We start from the raw sequence: 17,462 nt of genomic DNA, 5'->3' as shown, positions 1-17,462 counted from the left end.
CCTTTAAAGTGGCGTTAAACATGTAGCAAAAGCCCAGACTTGTTTAGCGCCCGCTTGTTTTAATACTCGGGTAGCCGCGTTGAGCGTGGCGCCTGTGGTCATTACATCATCTACAATAACCACCGTTTTACCGCTCATATCTTGTGTACATACAAAGGCATTTTTTACATTTTTAATCCGCTTGGATCTAGATAATTGTGACTGTGCTTGCGTGGCTTTATTGCGTATTAGCGCATTACTTATACAAATATGTTTTGCCAAACACGGTTGCCACACTTGGCTTACCTGATTAAACCCGCGCGTTAAAAAGCGCCCTCGGTGCAAAGGTAAAATAATAGCTATGTCGGGCTGGGTAGTTAAATTTTCAAAAAACACCGATAGTTGGCGTTTAATTACTTGTTGCAGCGCTTTTTTATAGTGAATTTGATTATTAAATTTGAGCCGTTTAAGCCAATGCTCAAAAGGGGGCTGATAAAAAGCACAGGCTAAGAGCTTATCAAATTCGCAATGCGGAAACATTTCTACAATATCCGGGCGGTGCAATAAATTACTGTGTTTATTTAAATCAAACACGCTTAAATCCGTTAAGCAATAGTCGCACAACCCCTCTTGAGCATTAATAACTTCCTGACATTGCACGCAATAAGAGGGAAATAACCAATTAAAAAATGAGTGTTGCATTGGCTGCTCCTTGCGTTGCTTTCGTCAATGTAAGCGTTATGATGTGGCTAAGTTTGGTTAAGGTTAGGCAAATATGCAAAGCGAGTTAGTTTTATTACATGGTTGGGGCATGAACCAAGGCGTATGGCAATTAGTGCAGCCAGAGTTGACGTTTTTATACAGTGGCTCGGTGCGCAGCATTGACCTGCCTGGCTTTGGCAACAGCAATAGCTGCCCAAGTCCTTATAATTTACACGATGCAGCTGAAATCGTAAGCGAGCAACTTAGCCCTGGCTCTATATTAATGGGCTGGTCGCTAGGAGGATTGTTTGCACTTTTTATTGCTAAACATTGGCCAAATAAAGTATCAAAAGTAATTTTAGTTGCCTCAAGCCCTTTTTTTGCCGAGGCAGATGATTGGCCCGGCATAAAAGCCAGCGTGCTTGAGCAATTTAAAGAGCAATTAGTTAATCAGCGAGAAAAAACCATAGAGCGCTTTTTAGCTATTCAGGCCATGGGTAGTGAGTCGGCACGCGATGATATAAAGCAGCTAAAGCACTTGCTAAATCAGTACAGCGCGCCTAAAAGTGAGGCATTAAGTGCGGGCTTAAATATTTTACAAAATGATGATTTACGCAACGTATTTGCGCATTGCCCAGTGCCTGTAAAAGCGATATTTGGCCGTTTAGATGCGCTGGTACCTTACAAAGCAATTAATAAAATGGCAGCACTAAATACTGAGTTTGAATACGAAGTACTAGACAAAGCCTCCCATGCACCGTTTATTTCTCATAAAAAAGAGTTTTTATCTGCCGTTAAATCAATGCTTTAAAATAGCCTAAAGAAAGGTACTGTTTAAAGCTTTATTTTGCCCATGAAGTGAGCGATAATTAAACAATATTTATTTTTTGGAGGTACAGCATGGCTATTGGTTCAGTATTTAATAGTGGTGTAGAAGGGTTTAATCGTGCAAGCCAAGGTATAGAACGAGCAAGCGCAGAGATAAACCGTGCCACCATTGAAGAGCAAGACGATACGCAACTAGCCCAACAGCGCCAGTTAACAGCTGCGCGACCTGAAGAGGCTGTAACAGCGCCTGTTGCACAACCAGCTCGGGTTGACGAAGCGCTTGTTAATTTAAAAGTTGAAGAGTTTAATGCCAAGGCAAACACGCAATCTATTCAAACTGCAGATGAAGTGCTTGGTACGCTAATCGATATTAAAGTTTAAACGTTATGAATATTGTCACGCCATTTCCGTCTATCAATATAAACACTGCCAATGTTTATACGGAAACCGCTCGGCGTGACAACCAACTGCGCGAAGTTATTCCTGCCCCTGCACCCAATAGCGCCAGTAATACCGAAACCAAAGCGCAAAGCGATGCTGATAAAGCAAAACTGCCAAGCAGTGCAGAAGCCGCCACCTATGATGCAACCGGTAAACTCAGTGATGAGCAAGCTGTTGAGCAGCGCCAGCAAGGCAGCGAAGATTCAGATAGCGAACAGCAACAAAACCAACAAGCAAGCGAAGAGACACCCGAAGAAGAGCAAGAACAGCAACAGCTAGAATTAGAACAGCAGCAAATTGAAGAGCTTAAAGCGCGCGATACTGAAGTGCGTGTGCACGAACAAGCTCATGCATCGGTGGGTGGGCAGTACGCAGGCTCACCAAGTTATGAATACCAACGCGGACCAGATGGCACTAATTACGCTGTTGGCGGTGAGGTACAAATTGATGTATCTGAAATCCCCGGCGATCCGCAAGCCACTATAGATAAAATGCAAACGGTACGTGCAGCCGCACTTGCCCCTGCTGAACCTTCTAGTGCCGATAGAGCCATTGCCGCTGATGCAACCCAAAAAATGGCCGCAGCGCAAGCTGAATTATCAGCCCCTGCTGACGATGAAGCGCAAGCACAAGAGCCACAAGGTGCGTTATCAATAAACGAAACCAGCACCGCTGAGTCTCAAAGCGATACTAATTCCGAGCAAGCACGCGACCCTGAAGTAGACGCACGAGCTGGTCGTATAGCTAATTTTTATCAAATGACTAGCTCACCCCAAAACGAGAGTGGTTTTTCTGCGTTTGGTTAACACCAGCTAAGCATTATTAAAAAAGCCGCTCAATGAGCGGCTTTTTAGTTTAAGGAGTCATCACTTAGTGAAGTAAACGGGTATTATTTTTTTACTTTTGCATTAGCAAATGCATCGGCAAAGGCATTACCCATCATGGCGTTACCGTTATCGCGCTTTGGTTTTGCTGCACGCGGTTGCTGGCCCTGATTACTGCGTTGCTTTTGCGGCGCGGCAGCGGGTTTATTGCTTGTGTCTATTTCATCATCTAAGCGCATAGTAAAGCTAATGCGTTTACGTGGGGCATCTACCTCAACCACTTTTACTTTTACAATGTCACCGGCTTTTACTACTTCGCGCGGATCAGAGATAAACTTATTAGTAATTGCTGAAATATGCACTAGGCCATCTTGGTGAACACCAACATCAACAAACGCACCAAAGTTAGCAACGTTAGAAACCACACCTTCTAAAATCATACCGGGTTTTAGGTCTGTGATTTTTTCTACACCGGCTTTAAATTCAGCAGTTTTAAACTCAGGACGAGGATCGCGCCCAGGCTTATCTAGCTCTTTAATGATGTCGGTAACGGTAGGTAAACCAAACTTCTCGTCGGTGTAGTCATTAGCAACCAGCTTATTTAAAAACTCGCTATTGCCTATTAAGCTATTTACATCAAGGTTGTTACGCTCACAAATAAGTTTAACAACAGGATAAGCCTCAGGGTGAACTGATGAGTTATCAAGTGGGTCTTTACCCTGATTAATACGCAAAAAGCCTGCTGCTTGTTCAAACGCCTTAGGTCCTAAACGCTCAACTTTTTTAAGTTCGCTACGCTTAGTAAACGTGCCGTTAGTGTCGCGGTAATTTACTATATTTTGCGCTAAGGTTTTATTTAACCCCGATACGCGAGTAAGAAGCGGCACCGAGGCCATATTTAAATCAACACCCACTGAGTTTACACAGTCTTCTACCACTGCGGTCAGTGTTTGGCCTAATTGGCTTTGCGATACATCGTGCTGGTATTGGCCTACACCAATTGATTTTGGCTCAATTTTAACAAGCTCGGCAAGTGGGTCCTGCAGGCGACGCGCAATAGATACCGCGCCACGCAAAGACACATCTAAGTTAGGAAATTCATTCGCTGCAAATTCAGACGCAGAGTAAACAGACGCGCCGGCTTCGCTTACCATAATTTTGTTTAATTTAAGCTCAGCATTGGCCTTAATAAGTTCGCCTACTAGCTTGTCAGACTCGCGTGATGCGGTTCCGTTACCAATCGCAATAAGTTCTACTTTATGCTGGCGACATAGTTGCTCTAATGTACGTAACGATTTTTCCCAGTGATTTTGTGGTGCGTGGGGGAAAATAGTTTGGGTTGTAAGCAACTTACCTGTGCCATCAACTACGGCAATTTTACAGCCAGTTCGCAAACCAGGATCTAGACCAAGCGTGGTACGCGGCCCAGCAGGGGCGGCCATAAGTAAGTCTTTTAAGTTTTTAGCAAATACATCTATAGCGCCGGTTTCGGCTTTTTCTCGCATGGCTGCTAAAAATTCATTTTCTAGGTGTAGGCCAAGCTTTATTTTCCATGCCCACTGCACAACACTTAATAGCCATGCGCTAGCTGCTTTATATTTCACATCTAAGCGGTAGTGATCAGCAATCATTTGCGCGCATAGCTGGGCTGAATTTTCGCTGCTTGGCTCTGGGTTAATACTCAGCTGCAAAATACCTTCGTTACGCGCGCGCAACATAGCAAGTGCGCGGTGAGAAGGGACCTTTTTAAGAGGTTCTTGATGGTCAAAGTAGTCGCGGTATTTGCTACCGGCTTGCTCTTGGCCGTCAATAAGTGTGCTTTGTATAGCGCCGTGTTGGCTAATGTGGCTTCTAAATTTAGCTAATAACTTGGCATCTTCTGCAAAGCGTTCCATTAAAATAAATTTAGCGCCATCAAGGGCTGCTTTGGTATCAGCAATGCCTTTGTCGGCATTTATAAACTGCTGCGCTTGTTGCTCTGGCTCTAAGTTTGCGTCGTTAAATAGCGCATCGGCAAGTGGCTCAAGGCCTGCTTCAATGGCTATTTGCCCTTTGGTACGACGCTTAGCTTTATAAGGAAGGTATAAATCTTCAAGCTCAGTTTTACTTTGTGCGCTGGTAATATCGGCACTCAGTGCTGGCGTTAATTTATTTTGCGATTCGATGGTTGATAAAATAAAGCTGCGGCGCTCTTCAAGCTCGCGCAAGTACGACAAACGTTGCTCTAAAAGGCGTAATTGCGTGTCGTCTAATCCACCGGTAATTTCTTTACGGTAACGCGCAATAAAAGGAACCGTTGCGCCTTCATCAAGTAATTTTGTAGCAGCAACAACTTGTTGCTGTTGTGCATTTAGCTCAGTGGCTAAACGTGCAGAGATATCGCTCATGCATAAACCTTTTAATACAAAAAATAAAACCAGAAAATCCCTCTGGTACTGTTATACCCAGCTTATTAAAGTTGCTATTTAATGAGTTTGGTAGGTATTTATTAGTTGAATAATATCACAGCAGGTTGTAATAAAAAGCTCTTAAAGCAAGCAATTTTGCTTGCTTTAAGATGGTTGGCTTGGCTGAGCTTACAAAGCGTAAAAGCGCGCTTTAGTGAGGGTGCTCTACGCTTTCTAAAACATCACTAAACGTGTGAGCAATAGGGGTAATATGCACTGGAATGTGTAACGTTTTAGCTATTTGACGCGCCGAAATTAACCCGCATATTTCGTTATTAGTGGTTGTTGCTAATAAAAACATGCTGCCTTGATGCTCCATTGTTTGTAGTGCATCGCCAATACTTGCATAGCTTAGGCTTTGCATACTTACGCCATTAAGTTGGCTAATAGGTGTCATAATGTAGCGTAAGCTCACTTCATTGCGGCTGGTATTTAAACGCTGTGCAATGGCCGTAATTTTAGCGCTTTGTAGGTCGGCACTTGAAACAATACCAATTAATTTTTGCGCATCATCAGTCACCAATACATAGTCAGAATGCTCTGCTAGTACTTGTTTAAGCGCCTCGCTGATAGGAGTGTCGTATTGAGCGCGAATTGGCGTTTTTTGGGTAAAGTTATTGATTACGGTTAAAGCCGGAGATGTTAAATCAATAGTGGCTTGTTGATCTTCAAACGTGCTTGCAATAACGCCATGAGAAATATTTTGGGTACGTAATTCTTTAAAGTTAGACATAGTAGTCACCTTATTAGTTATAAAATTTAATCAAAAAGTAAAATTGTGAATTAAATTAAATAGCTAGGTGGACCACGTTGATATGCCGTACTAAAAGGACGGTATAGGTTTGTACTTTGGTAAAAAGATGAAACAGCATTAGGTAGCGGTTGAAACAACCTAATAGCAAATGCATTAACATGAGAATCTAAGTCAATGTCGGGGGTTGCTTGGTCAGGAAATTCACAAGCGATAAAATGATTAGATACACTGGCGTTATCTATACTTACTTCGGTGGTATTGGCATGCAGAGTCAAACTCACACTCATTAAAAGTGCAAACAATACGGCATTACTACATATGCGCTGTACTAAGTTTGACATAGCCACTACCTTAAAAATCAGGTTAAAGATAAACCTGCTAAACCAATATATATCCTAATGAGATATATTACACAATAAAAAATTTACCTGATCTGAATCAAAGTAGTTATTTATTAATAATGTTATGGGGGACTATTTTTGATATTCAATACTATTTACATACCATTCTTTTTTACCTTGCGGTGTAGGTACCTCAAAATCATCGTCTACTTGTTTTTTTATCAGGGCGCGCGCCATAGGTGAGTCAATTGATATGTAGTCTTTACGGTCGTATATTTCATCAGGCCCTACAATTCTAAATTTTTTAACCTCGCCTTGCTCGTTTTCTATTTCTACCCATGCGCCAAAAAATACTTTACCGTCTTGCTGCGGCGAGTAATCAATAACTTTTAAATCGGGTAAGCGTTTGCGCAAATACCGAACACGGCGATCAATTTGGCGCAGTAAGCGTTTATTATATTGATAGTCTGCATTTTCTGAGCGATCGCCAAGGCTTGCCGCCCAACTCACTATTTTAGTGACTTCAGGGCGTTTAACGTTCCATAAATGGTCGTGCTCTTGCTGTAATTGTAAGTAACCTTCGCGGGTTATTAAATTTGTTTTCATGGGCTTTTATTCATTAACTCTAATGCTGTGCACGTTATTAAAATTGCTAAAATTTGTCGAGTGTAAACTTTAGGGCGTGTTGTTCTTTGATGGTCGAATTTGCAGCAGTGTGTTTGGTTTTTAGGCAAGGCAGAGCCTATGAAGTGTGGTTATTCCCCATAAATAGGTGATAACGCAGCATAAATGCCAAACATGCGCTGCCCTTCGGGTTCTGCCTAGGGGCGATAAACTCTTTGTTACTCGGTTTTTACTTAGCCCACTAGGTTACAAAGCTCGCGCCGCGATTTAATCGCCCCTAGATTGAACAAATTTCAATCCGCAAAGGTCAACACGCCCTAATAATACAACTTTGAAATGTTCAGTAACAATCTAAGCGCGCAATTAGATTTTGATTATTAAGTTTTTCATTTATATTAACTATTAATTGGAAATAAAAATAAGAAACACGCAATGGGACACGAAACCACAAAAGTATTAGTTGTAGATGACGATATGCGCCTGCGCAGCTTACTAGAGCGTTATTTAGTAGAGCAAGGCTTTATTGTTAGAACCGCCGCAAACTCAGAGCAAATGGATAGACTTATTGAGCGAGAGAACTTTCACTTAATGGTGCTTGATCTAATGCTACCAGGCGAAGATGGTTTATCTATTTGCCGTCGGCTACGCCAAAAAGAAAACGAAATCCCTATTGTGATGCTGACAGCAAAAGGCGATGAGGTCGACCGTATTATAGGCCTTGAACTAGGCGCAGACGACTACATCCCGAAACCGTTTAACCCGCGCGAATTACTGGCTCGCATAAAAGCTATTTTACGCCGCCGCGCCAAAGAAGTACCGGGCGCACCCGCAGCAGAAGAAAACTTAATAGCCTTTGGTCAATTTACGCTTAATTTAGCCACGCGCGAAATGAGCGAGGGCGATAAAACCATTTCACTCACCAGCGGTGAATTTGCCGTACTTAAAGCGCTTGTATCGCACCCGCGCGAGCCACTGAGCCGCGATAAACTAATGAACCTTGCCCGTGGGCGAGATTACAGTGCGCTTGAGCGCAGTATTGATGTGCAAGTATCGCGACTGCGCCGCATGATAGAAGTAGATGCTGCCAACCCGCGCTATATTCAAACTGTATGGGGTTTGGGTTATGTGTTTGTTCCTGACGGTGATAAGTAGTTTATATGGGATTTTTTCCGCGTAGTGCGTTTGGCCAAACTGTATTTTTAGTGGCCGCTTTACTGCTAATTAACCAAATAGTGTCGTATGTAACGGTGAGCTTTTACGTTGTAAAACCAACCATAGAGCAAGTAAATTTAATGCTCGCTAAGCAAATTAAAACGGTATTTATAGACTGGGAAGACGGCGTAGAAATAAACGACGAAGTATCTGAAAAGTTTTTTGAAATTACAGGTATAGAAGTGATGACGCAGCGCGAGGCAATGCGCCAAGGGCTGGGTCAAACCCGAGAATACTCGATGCTGTCGCGTAGTATGTCTGAGCAATTAAATGGTTCTGCTCGGGTGCGTATTAGTCAAACCGACCCGCTGATTTATTGGGTAGAAGCGCCGCAAGCACCCGGTTACTGGGTAAAAGTACCGCTTAGCGGGTATCAAGAAAATAACCTTGAATTTTTAACGTTTTACTTATCAAGTATTGGTTTTTTAAGTGTGTTAGGCGGCTGGCTATTTGCTCGGCACTTAAACCGCCCATTAAAGGCGTTGCAGCAAGCAGCCGTGAAAGTGGGTAAGGGCGATTTTAGTAGTAAGCTTGAAGAAGAAGGCTCCAGTGAAGTAATAGAAGTTACCCGTGCATTTAACCAAATGTCGCGCGGTATTGCTGCTCTTGAAAACGATCGCCGTTTACTCATGGCCGGTGTTTCTCACGATTTACGCACCCCGCTTACTCGTATCCGCCTTGCCACCGAAATGATGAACGATGAAGATGACTACCTTCGCGAAGGCATTATTTACGATATTGAAGATATGAACGGCATTATCGATCAATTTATTGAGTATTTACGCCACCACAAAACAGATGAGCTTGCTTGCGAAGATATAAACGCGCTAGTGACTGAAGTGGTTAATTGTGAGCTTAAACAGCAACGCGTTATTACCTTTAAAGGCAACCCCAGCGTAGGGCTTGTTCCGTTAAGTAGTGTGGCTATTAAGCGTGTAATTACTAACATGATTGAAAACGCGCTGCGCTATTCCGATGGCGATATAGAAGTATTAAGCTACTTTAATTCAAACAAAAAATACGTTGTGATAGCGGTAAACGATAACGGCCCCGGTATACCAGAAAGCGAACTAGAATCGGTGTTTGAGCCTTTTAAACAGGGTGACACTGCGCGTGGTAGTGAGGGGAGTGGTTTAGGCCTTGCCATTATTAAGCGTATTATTGATATGCACGATGGTAAAGTTAAGCTAGAAAACCGCCCAGAAGGCGGCCTAAGTGCACAAATTTATTTACCTATAAAAATACAAAACTCTGCACAGTAAGCTGTGCAGAGTTGGCTATTTCCATAACGTTAATAGTATTAAAACTTAAAGTGCTTTAAAGCGGATTGCTGTACCACCACTTGTTGCTAGTTTTAAAGTTAGCTTATCGTTTGCGCTAACTACGCGCTTTTTGATATCTAAATCGTACGGATTGTTTTTCCATTCAGCGTTTTTACCGTCTTGGTATATGTGCGCTTCAAACTTTTTACCCTTTTCTAAAAAGTCGAGTTTTACCTCAATAGTTCGGGCTTTCTCGTCGGTTACGGCGCCTAAGTACCAATCGTTTCCTGAGTATTTATCGCGTTTGCGCTCTTTACGGGCAAAAACAATAAAGTCGCCCACTTCGCCATCAAGCGCAATACTTTGCTGCCAATCGGTTGGTACGTCTTGAATAAATTGAAATGCATCAGGCTTGGCTAAATAGTTTTTAGGTAAGTCGGCGGCCATTTGAATTGGGCTATACAGCACAACATAAAGTGCAAGTTGCTTGGCAAGTGTTGTTTGCGGGCGGTTTGTATCATCGCCTAAGCCATTAAAGCCCATATCGAAAATGCCAGGGGTAAAGTCCATAGGCCCTGCCAGCATACGGGTAAAAGCCAGCATAGGAATGTGCTCTGGTGGGTTAGGTGGCGTGCCCCATGCATTAAACTCTTGGCCGCGTGCCCCTTCGCGCGCAATCCAGTTTGGGTAGGTACGGCGCAGGCCGGTGTCTTTTATTGGCTCGTGGGTGTTAATACTAATTTTATGTTTAGCAGCCAGCTCTACGTTGTAAAGGTACTCGTTAACCATAAATTGGCCGTCGTGCCACTCATGACGGGCAATGCCGTTTTCGTCTATGCGTTTTATGTGACCGCCATCCGCTACATAGCCCGTTTTAACTTGGCTTACGTTTGATTTTTCGTAAAGGGCAAAGGCATCCTCCATTTGGTCGCGATAGTTACTTACATTACCCGATGTTTCGTGGTGGCCAATTAACTGCACGCCTTTTTGTTTGCCGTATTGAGTAAGGGCCGCTATATCAAAGTCGTCGTAGGGTTGTGTAAAACTAAATACATCGCCATTAAAAAACCAGTCACCGTCCCAGCCTATGTTCCAGCCTTCTACTAGTACGCCATCAAAGCCATATTCTGCGGCAAAATCCATGTAGTACTTAGTGGTTTGTGTTGTGGCACCGTGTTTTTCGCCGCTGCCCCAGGTTTGCGTGTTTATATGCATGCCCCACCAAATACCCACGTATTTGCCAGGTTTTACCCACGACACATCGCCTAGTTTATTAGGCTCGTTTAAATTTAATATTATGTCTGAATTGACTAAGCCCACCGCGCTGTCGGCAATTTGAATAGTGCGCCAAGGGGTATTAAACGCACCTTGTTTTTTAACGGCAATGCCGTCTGACCACGGTGTTAAATCGGCATTAAAAGTGCCTGGGCGACGCTGATTAAGCACCATGCCTGCGTAATCCACTAAGGCTGCTTCATGAATGCTTATATGGGTACCGTCATTGGTTTTTAAGGTAAACGGCGTGTGTGCAAGGGGGACGTCATTTAATGCGGTGGTGTTGTAAACGTATTCGTATCGGTTCCAGCCGCGGGCGGGTATCCACCATGCGGTGGCATTGTTGTTATTGTTAATGGCAAATTCGGTGAGTTCTTTGGTAATGTGTGTTTGCTCAAAGCCTGCTTGTTTTGGTACTTCGTATCTAAACCCAACGCCACTATCAAAAGCTCTAAAGCGCACTGTGTAGGTTGCAGCGTTAGGCTCGCTTTTTGTAAACGTAACCGCAACTTCGTTGTGTTTATCAGTAACCGTTTGTCGCTCGCCCCAAGGTTGTTGCCACTGGGTATTTACGCTTTGCTGCTTAACATGGGTAATTTTAAAACCATCGCTAAATGCGGCTTGGGTTTTAAATTCAAAACCTAGGCGCGATGCGTTTATAGCTGGTTTGTTTTTAAAGCTAATAACGTAGCTTGGTGCGCTATTTTCATCTGAAATAGTCACTTTTATTTGTGAGTTTGGTGATTCAACTACAGCGGTTTGTGCAAAGCTATTGCCAGCAAACGCCAGTAGTAAAAGTGCGGATGTTCTCATTGTGTGTCCTTTGATGAGTCGGTGGTGACCTTTAAGGATAATGGCACTGAGTTGTTAATACGACTGTCTACATACGTATTCAATGTTTTAAAAAATAGAAAGAATTTAACGGTTTAATCGGTCTATAATGTAAACAAATTGATAATAGCGATTAGCCCCATGATAAAACCCTTACTAAGTGTGTTACTGCTATGTATGAGTACTTGCGCAGCAGCAACAACAATAACTATAAAAAATGCCAATAATCAGCCTTTAGCAAATGCGGTAGTGTGGCTAAGCGGGGCATCAATTCAGGCCGGCAATCAAGCAAGTAAAGCCTACGCAATGAGCCAACAAAACCGCGAGTTTACGCCGCGTACGTTAGTTGTTCCGCAAAATGCAAAGGTAGAGTTTCCTAATGCCGACTCTATCATGCACCACGTCTATTCGTTTTCTAAAGCTAAAACCTTTGAGTTGAAACTTTACAAAGAGCAGCCTAAAGCGCCCATAACGTTTGATCAAACAGGGGTGGTTGAGCTTGGCTGTAATATTCATGACTGGATGCTGGGCTATATTGTGGTGGTTGATAGCACCGTTTTTGCAATTACCGACGACAATGGAAGGGTTAGTTTAGCTGCCCCTAATGGGCAATACAGCATGAGTGTATGGCATTCTGGCTTTAGCGATATAAGCAACGTAGAAACCCACAGCGTTAATGTAAGCGATTCACCTATACACTACACCGTAAAGCAGGCCATAGCCGAGCAAATAGACTTTGCTACGGATGAATTTGATGACTATTAAGCGCAAAAATACAGTATTACTTGGCCTATTTTTTATGAGCCTACCGGCTTTTTCGCAAGTTAAAGGGCTTATTCAGGTACGTGCGGTTGCAAGCGATGATACACAAAGCTTTCAAGATGGCGGTATTGGTTTATATCGCCATGGAGATAGCAGTGATAGCATTTTGTTATCGCAAGGAATTATAGACTTTAAGGCCGATTTAAGTAGTGCGTGGAGCGCACATGCCGTTGTTAATGCTAATCAAGAGCCGAAAACCACATTAGGTTTAAGCCAAGCGTATTTACAGTATCAGCCGTTAGTAAACAGCCGTTATAAATGGCATGTAAAGCTCGGTGGGTTTTATCCTAGTATGTCGCTAGAAAACCCCGATATAGGCTGGACCTCGCCTTACAATTATACTAATTCGGCCATAAACAGCTGGCTTGGCGAAGAGCTTCGCACCATAGGTGGTGAGCTTAGCATTAAGCGCCCAGGTAAACGTTTTAATTCTAAGCATAGCTTTAGTGTGAGCGCTGCTATCTATAAAGGGAACGACCCAACAGGGACGCTGCTATCTTGGCGCGGGTTTGCGCTGCACGACAGGCAAACAACTTTTAACGAAAGTGTACAATTTGCACCTATTGCGGCATTAAATAGTGACGAATTACGTTGGCAAGCTAACCAAGTACTGCCTTTTGAAGAAGTAGATGGCCGCTTTGGCTACTATGCCGGTGTGCATTGGGATTATTTAAAACGCTCGCAGTTTAGGTTTTATTATTACGATAATAACGCCGAGCCCAGCATTTTTAATCGCACAACAGGGCAGTATGCTTGGCATACTCGCTTTGGCAGCTTAGCGTGGTTATATAAATTTACAGGTAAAACCCGTTTGATTGCCCAGCTACTCGATGGTAAAACCGAAATGGGGGCTAATAAGCTTATTTATAACCGTTTTTATAGCCATTATTTAATGCTCAGCCATAAAGCGGGTAAGCATAGGTTATCGCTTAGGTATGATTATTTTAAAGTAGACGACGATGACACCACCGCGTTTGACCCTAACGCCAGCCACGGCGAAGGCTTAACAGCTACATGGCGTTACCAATTAACCGATACGCTACAAATAGGTGTTGAAGGCTCGGCGCTGCATAGCTTTGTACAAAATAGACCTGGTAGTGGGTTTGCTCAGCGAATATCGCAGCAGCAACTTATGGCTAACGCTCAATGGCGTTTTTAAAGTACCAAAAAGGGAGCTTTTAAAGCTCCCTTTTAGTTTCAAAAAAAGTGTGAATTATTTTTTATTAAATGCGCGTTTCATAAAGTTTGGTGTAGCAAGTGCGCCGTGATGAATACCGCTGTTGTAGTATTCGCTTTGCTGTGCAACTTGCTCGGCATCGGCTTCTCTAAAGCCATTAAATGCTTGTGATTTACGAGCAAGCGTTACTGACCATAAACCGCTTGGGTAAATTGGCTGTGGAAATGGCAGTGTTTGCAAGTCGTTAAAGCCCACACTTAGCATGGCCTCGCGCATTTCTACTAGCAGTGGCATATGCATTAATGGCGATTCGCTTTGCTGCACTAAAATACCACCAGGGCGTAATGCATTTAAGCAGCTAGTGTAAAACGCGTGGTTAAATAATCCCTCGCCTGGGCCTACAGGGTCTGTACCATCAACAATAACAACATCAATAGACTCGCCCGCAGCGTCACGCATGTATTTTATACCATCATCAAACATAACAGTTGCGCGTGCATCGTTGTTAGACTCACAAAGCTCTGGGAAGTATTTTAACGACATTTGCGTGACTACTTCGTCTATATCTATTTGCGTTACGGTTTCTACACCTGGGTGTTTTAAAACTTCACGTAATGTACCGCAATCGCCGCCGCCAATAATTACCACGTTTTTAGGATTTGGGTGCGCTAAAAGTGCAGGGTGGCTAATCATCTCATGGTAAAAAAAGTTTTCGCGGGTAGTTACCATAGTACAGCCATCGATGATCATTAAATTACCAAAGTCTGTGGTTTCGAACATTTCTACCTTTTGAAAAGGAGACTGTTTTTCATCCAACTTTTTGTTAATACGTAATGAAAATGCGCTGCCATCGCGGTCGCTAATTTCTGTAAACCACTTACTTTGATCTAAATTTGCCATAGTTGCTTTTACACTTTTTAAGTTGAGTATGAAAAAGGGGCAATTCTGCCAGTGCTTCGCGTTTTGCTCAATGAAATTTTAACTGCTTTGCCAATAAAGTTAGCCAGTATCGAGTTAAAGTTCAATTTTTGTTAGCGTAGGGGGTAGTGACGTATTAAAATGCGCCTTTATAGCTAATTGATTAAAGAAGAGTTGCCATGACTTGGGGTTTAGAAACAGCACGCGCTACATATAATGTTGCTCATTGGAGCGATGGCTATTTTGATATTAACGCACAAGGCGAGCTGGTTGCCTACCCAGATGGTGACCAATCTAAAAATGCGATTTCTTTAACGCAGCTCACAGAGCAATTTAAGCAGCAAGGTTTAACATTGCCGGTGTTGGTGCGCTTTACCGATATTTTAAAAAATAGAGTAGATACACTCACCCATGCATTTACCTTAGCGTGCAGCAGCCGCGAGTACCAAGGCAAGTACACGTGTGTATATCCTATAAAAGTTAATCAGCAACGCTCGGTGGTCAGTAAACTATTGGCGCACCCAAGTGGTTTAGTTGGCCTAGAGGCCGGTTCAAAACCTGAGCTTATGGCAATTTTAGGGGTAGCCGATAAACCCATTACTATTGTGTGCAATGGCTATAAAGACAGTGAGTTTTTACGTTTAGCCTGTATTGGTCAAGCCATGGGGCACAGCGTTAAAATAGTCGTCGAAAAACTCTCAGAGCTGACGACCTTACTTGAAGAGATAGATAACCTAGGCATAGAGCCTGCCATTGGTATACGTATTCGCTTAAACTCAGTAGGCAAAGGTAAGTGGCAAAATACCGGCGGCGAAAAAGGCAAATTTGGCTTAACTGCAGGCCAAGTGCTTAGTGCTGTTGAGGTGCTTAAAAAGCATAATAAATTGCATCTAATGCAAATGGTGCATTTTCATATTGGCTCTCAAATTGCCAACATACGCGATATACACCGCGCCCTGCGTGAATGCGCGCGCCACTTTGCTGAACTTACCCAGCTAGGAGTGCCGCTTAATACCGTTGATGTAGGCGGTGGCTTAGGGGTTGACTACGAAGGCTCAGGCTCACGCAGTGCGTGCTCGATGAACTACACCGTTGAAGAATACGCACGTAATGTGGTTAATGCTTTTGCTGAGGTGTGCGACCAACATCAACTTACGCACCCAGCCATTATCACCGAATCAGGGCGTGCTTTAACAGCGCACCACGCGGTGTTAATTACCGATGTGATAGACGTAGAAAAAGCGCCAAATCATCCAAATCCAGAACCGCCACTTAAAAACAGTGCGCTAGTGCTTGATGAAATGTGGCAGTGTTTACAGCGTTTAAACCCGCGTATGGCGCTAGAGATTTACCACGATGCGATGCACTTATTTAGCGAAGCGCACGACCAATACGTGCATGGGTTAGTAAGCATGCTAGAGTGGGCGAAAATAGAACAATTATACTTTACTATTTTGCACCGAGTACGCGCATCACTTAGCAATAACGCGCGTGCGCACCGTGAGGTACTTGACGATTTACACGAAAAGCTAGCCGATAAGCTATTTGTTAACTTTTCACTGTTTCAGTCGTTACCTGATGTATGGGGCATTGAGCAGTTGTTTCCGGTTATGCCTATCGAAAATTTAGATAAACCGCTTACCCAGCGCGCTATTATTCAAGATATTACCTGTGACTCAGATGGGCAAATTCGTGAGTACGTAGAAGGCGCGGGCATAGAAACCAGTTTACCTATACCTGAGTACCAACATGGCGAGCAATACCACATAGCCATGTTTATGGTGGGGGCTTACCAAGAAATTTTAGGTGATTTACATAACTTATTTGGTGACACCGACTCAGTGCATGTAGAGCTTAACGGCGACGGTTATGTATTAACCAATGCCATTAAAGGTGATAGCGTTAAGGATGTATTAAAGTTTGTTGACTATGATAGCGCCATTTTGGCACAAAACTTTGAATTATTGGTCAACAAGCTAGCAGTGTCTGAGCAGTGTAAAGCAGGGTATTTAGCCGAGCTTAATGCCGGGCTTGAAGGTTATACTTACTTCGAAGATTAACCGTACACTCTCAGAATTAAAAGCGTCGCTGTTTGGCGCGCATTGTTTAAAGGAAAGTAAATAAATGTCAGTAATCCGCAGTGTATTAAGTATTATGCTTTATACAATAAACACACTTATTTGGTTTGTGCCTATTTTTGTTTGTGGGCTATTAAAATTAATCCCTATCAAGCCTATGCAAAAGCTTTTAAGCTGGGTTGCTAAACAGTGTGCCACTATTTGGGTGTCGGTTAATAGCATTAACCAACGCTTATTCACGCCAACAAAAATTAACGTTACCGGCCTTGAAGAAACCAAGTTAAAAGACTGGTACTTAGTGATTGCTAATCACCAAAGCTGGGTAGATATATTAGTACTGCAACGTGTATTTAATCGTAAAATACCTTTTTTAAACTTTTTTTTAAAAAAAGAGCTTATTTACGTGCCAATTTTAGGTGTGTGCTGGTGGGCGCTCGACTTTCCGTTTATGACCCGCACCAGCAAAGCGCAGCTAAAAAAGAACCCAAAGCTACGTGGTAAAGACATAGAAACAACCCGCAAAGCCTGTGAAAAATTTAAAGAAATGCCAGTAAGCATTGTTAATTTTGTAGAAGGTACACGTTTTACAACACAAAAACATGCTCGCCAAAATAGCCCTTTTCCGCATTTATTAAAGCCAAAAGCAGGCGGGATCGCATTCGTAATGCAAGCCATGGGTGAGCAAATCTCTAAAGTGGTTAATGTGACCATTCATTACCCCGATGGCATCCCTACGTTTATGGACTTTGCCGGCGGCAAAGTGAAGCAAATTAATGTGCATGTAGACATTCGCCCAGTAAGCGAGGAGTTGATTGGTGATTACACTGGCGACTCTGAGTTTAGAGTTGGCTTTCAAAGTGAATTAAATCGTTTATGGGAAGAAAAAGAGCACACGCTTTTGCAGCTCGAACAAAACCATAAATAATAAGGTAATAAAAAATGGGCTT

16 protein-coding genes are annotated in these 17,462 nt (G+C 43.0%); 9 read left to right on the top strand and 7 right to left on the bottom strand.

Annotation, left to right across the window (positions count from 1 at the left end):
• Nucleotides 1–3: 3 nt before the first annotated feature.
• Entirely contained in the window at nucleotides 4–681 is a 678-nt protein-coding gene (locus PSH41_RS16580) for a ComF family protein (RefSeq protein WP_273589539.1), read from the bottom strand.
• A 73-nt stretch (nucleotides 682–754) separates the two neighbouring features.
• On the opposite strand from PSH41_RS16580, the gene bioH reads away from it, so the two are divergent.
• From bioH to PSH41_RS16565, 3 genes are all read left to right on the top strand, one after another.
• Entirely contained in the window at nucleotides 755–1,492 is a 738-nt protein-coding gene (gene bioH / locus PSH41_RS16575; RefSeq protein ID WP_273589538.1) for a pimeloyl-ACP methyl ester esterase BioH, read from the top strand.
• Between the two features lie 89 nt (nucleotides 1,493–1,581).
• Entirely contained in the window at nucleotides 1,582–1,890 is a 309-nt protein-coding gene (locus PSH41_RS16570; protein WP_004588240.1) for a hypothetical protein, read from the top strand.
• 5 nt (nucleotides 1,891–1,895) lie between these two features.
• Nucleotides 1,896–2,756 (top strand): putative metalloprotease CJM1_0395 family protein, encoded by an 861-nt coding sequence (locus PSH41_RS16565; protein WP_273589537.1) that lies wholly within the window; start codon nucleotides 1,896–1,898, stop codon nucleotides 2,754–2,756.
• Between the two features lie 83 nt (nucleotides 2,757–2,839).
• On the opposite strand, the gene PSH41_RS16560 is transcribed toward PSH41_RS16565, so the two are convergent.
• The 4 genes from PSH41_RS16560 to greB all read right to left on the bottom strand — a co-directional run bounded on the left by PSH41_RS16560 (nucleotide 2,840) and on the right by greB (nucleotide 6,922).
• Complete coding sequence (locus PSH41_RS16560; protein WP_248463135.1) at nucleotides 2,840–5,161, bottom strand: Tex family protein; 2,322 nt, start codon at nucleotides 5,159–5,161, stop codon at nucleotides 2,840–2,842.
• 211 nt (nucleotides 5,162–5,372) lie between these two features.
• Nucleotides 5,373–5,954, bottom strand: a complete 582-nt coding sequence (locus tag PSH41_RS16555) for a CBS domain-containing protein (protein WP_004588243.1) — start codon at nucleotides 5,952–5,954, stop codon at nucleotides 5,373–5,375.
• A 50-nt stretch (nucleotides 5,955–6,004) separates the two neighbouring features.
• Entirely contained in the window at nucleotides 6,005–6,316 is a 312-nt protein-coding gene (locus PSH41_RS16550) for a hypothetical protein (RefSeq protein ID WP_029774183.1), read from the bottom strand.
• A gap of 132 nt (nucleotides 6,317–6,448) precedes the next feature.
• Nucleotides 6,449–6,922 (bottom strand): transcription elongation factor GreB, encoded by a 474-nt coding sequence (greB, locus tag PSH41_RS16545; protein ID WP_004588245.1) that lies wholly within the window; start codon nucleotides 6,920–6,922, stop codon nucleotides 6,449–6,451.
• 450 nt (nucleotides 6,923–7,372) lie between these two features.
• Here greB and ompR point away from each other — a divergent pair, with 450 nt between their 5' ends.
• Both ompR and envZ read left to right on the top strand, forming a co-directional pair.
• Nucleotides 7,373–8,092, top strand: a complete 720-nt coding sequence (gene ompR, locus PSH41_RS16540; protein WP_004587537.1) for an osmolarity response regulator transcription factor OmpR — start codon at nucleotides 7,373–7,375, stop codon at nucleotides 8,090–8,092.
• 5 nt (nucleotides 8,093–8,097) lie between these two features.
• Nucleotides 8,098–9,414: a two-component system sensor histidine kinase EnvZ gene (envZ, locus tag PSH41_RS16535; RefSeq protein ID WP_024033891.1), complete on the top strand. Its 1,317-nt coding sequence runs from the start codon at nucleotides 8,098–8,100 to the stop codon at nucleotides 9,412–9,414.
• 45 nt (nucleotides 9,415–9,459) lie between these two features.
• Here the strand turns inward: envZ and PSH41_RS16530 are convergent, their stop codons facing one another.
• A complete protein-coding gene (locus PSH41_RS16530; protein ID WP_273589536.1) occupies nucleotides 9,460–11,502 on the bottom strand; it encodes a glycoside hydrolase family 97 protein in 2,043 nt (680 codons plus the stop codon).
• A 159-nt stretch (nucleotides 11,503–11,661) separates the two neighbouring features.
• Between PSH41_RS16530 and PSH41_RS16525 the strand changes: the two genes are divergently transcribed.
• Both PSH41_RS16525 and PSH41_RS16520 read left to right on the top strand, forming a co-directional pair.
• Nucleotides 11,662–12,285, top strand: coding sequence for a methylamine utilization protein (locus PSH41_RS16525; protein WP_273589535.1), 624 nt, complete (start codon nucleotides 11,662–11,664; stop codon nucleotides 12,283–12,285).
• A complete protein-coding gene (locus tag PSH41_RS16520; RefSeq protein WP_443197756.1) occupies nucleotides 12,275–13,501 on the top strand; it encodes a hypothetical protein in 1,227 nt (408 codons plus the stop codon). The genes PSH41_RS16525 and PSH41_RS16520 overlap by 11 nt, the downstream gene beginning before the upstream one ends.
• Before the next feature lie 54 nt (nucleotides 13,502–13,555).
• Here the strand turns inward: PSH41_RS16520 and speE are convergent, their stop codons facing one another.
• Entirely contained in the window at nucleotides 13,556–14,419 is an 864-nt protein-coding gene (gene speE, locus PSH41_RS16515; protein WP_273589534.1) for a polyamine aminopropyltransferase, read from the bottom strand.
• A gap of 197 nt (nucleotides 14,420–14,616) precedes the next feature.
• On the opposite strand from speE, the gene speA reads away from it, so the two are divergent.
• A complete protein-coding gene (speA, locus tag PSH41_RS16510; protein WP_273589533.1) occupies nucleotides 14,617–16,497 on the top strand; it encodes a biosynthetic arginine decarboxylase in 1,881 nt (626 codons plus the stop codon).
• A 64-nt stretch (nucleotides 16,498–16,561) separates the two neighbouring features.
• Complete coding sequence (locus PSH41_RS16505) at nucleotides 16,562–17,440, top strand: acyltransferase (RefSeq protein WP_064384605.1); 879 nt, start codon at nucleotides 16,562–16,564, stop codon at nucleotides 17,438–17,440.
• Nucleotides 17,441–17,462: the final 22 nt, after the last annotated feature.

Origin of the sequence: Pseudoalteromonas sp. CST2 (genome assembly GCF_028599385.1) — a bacterium.
In the GTDB taxonomy this organism is placed as follows: domain Bacteria; phylum Pseudomonadota; class Gammaproteobacteria; order Enterobacterales; family Alteromonadaceae; genus Pseudoalteromonas; species Pseudoalteromonas atlantica.
The sequence above is the reverse complement of the archived record's forward strand: the minus strand, read 5'-3'. Positions and strand labels throughout refer to the sequence as shown.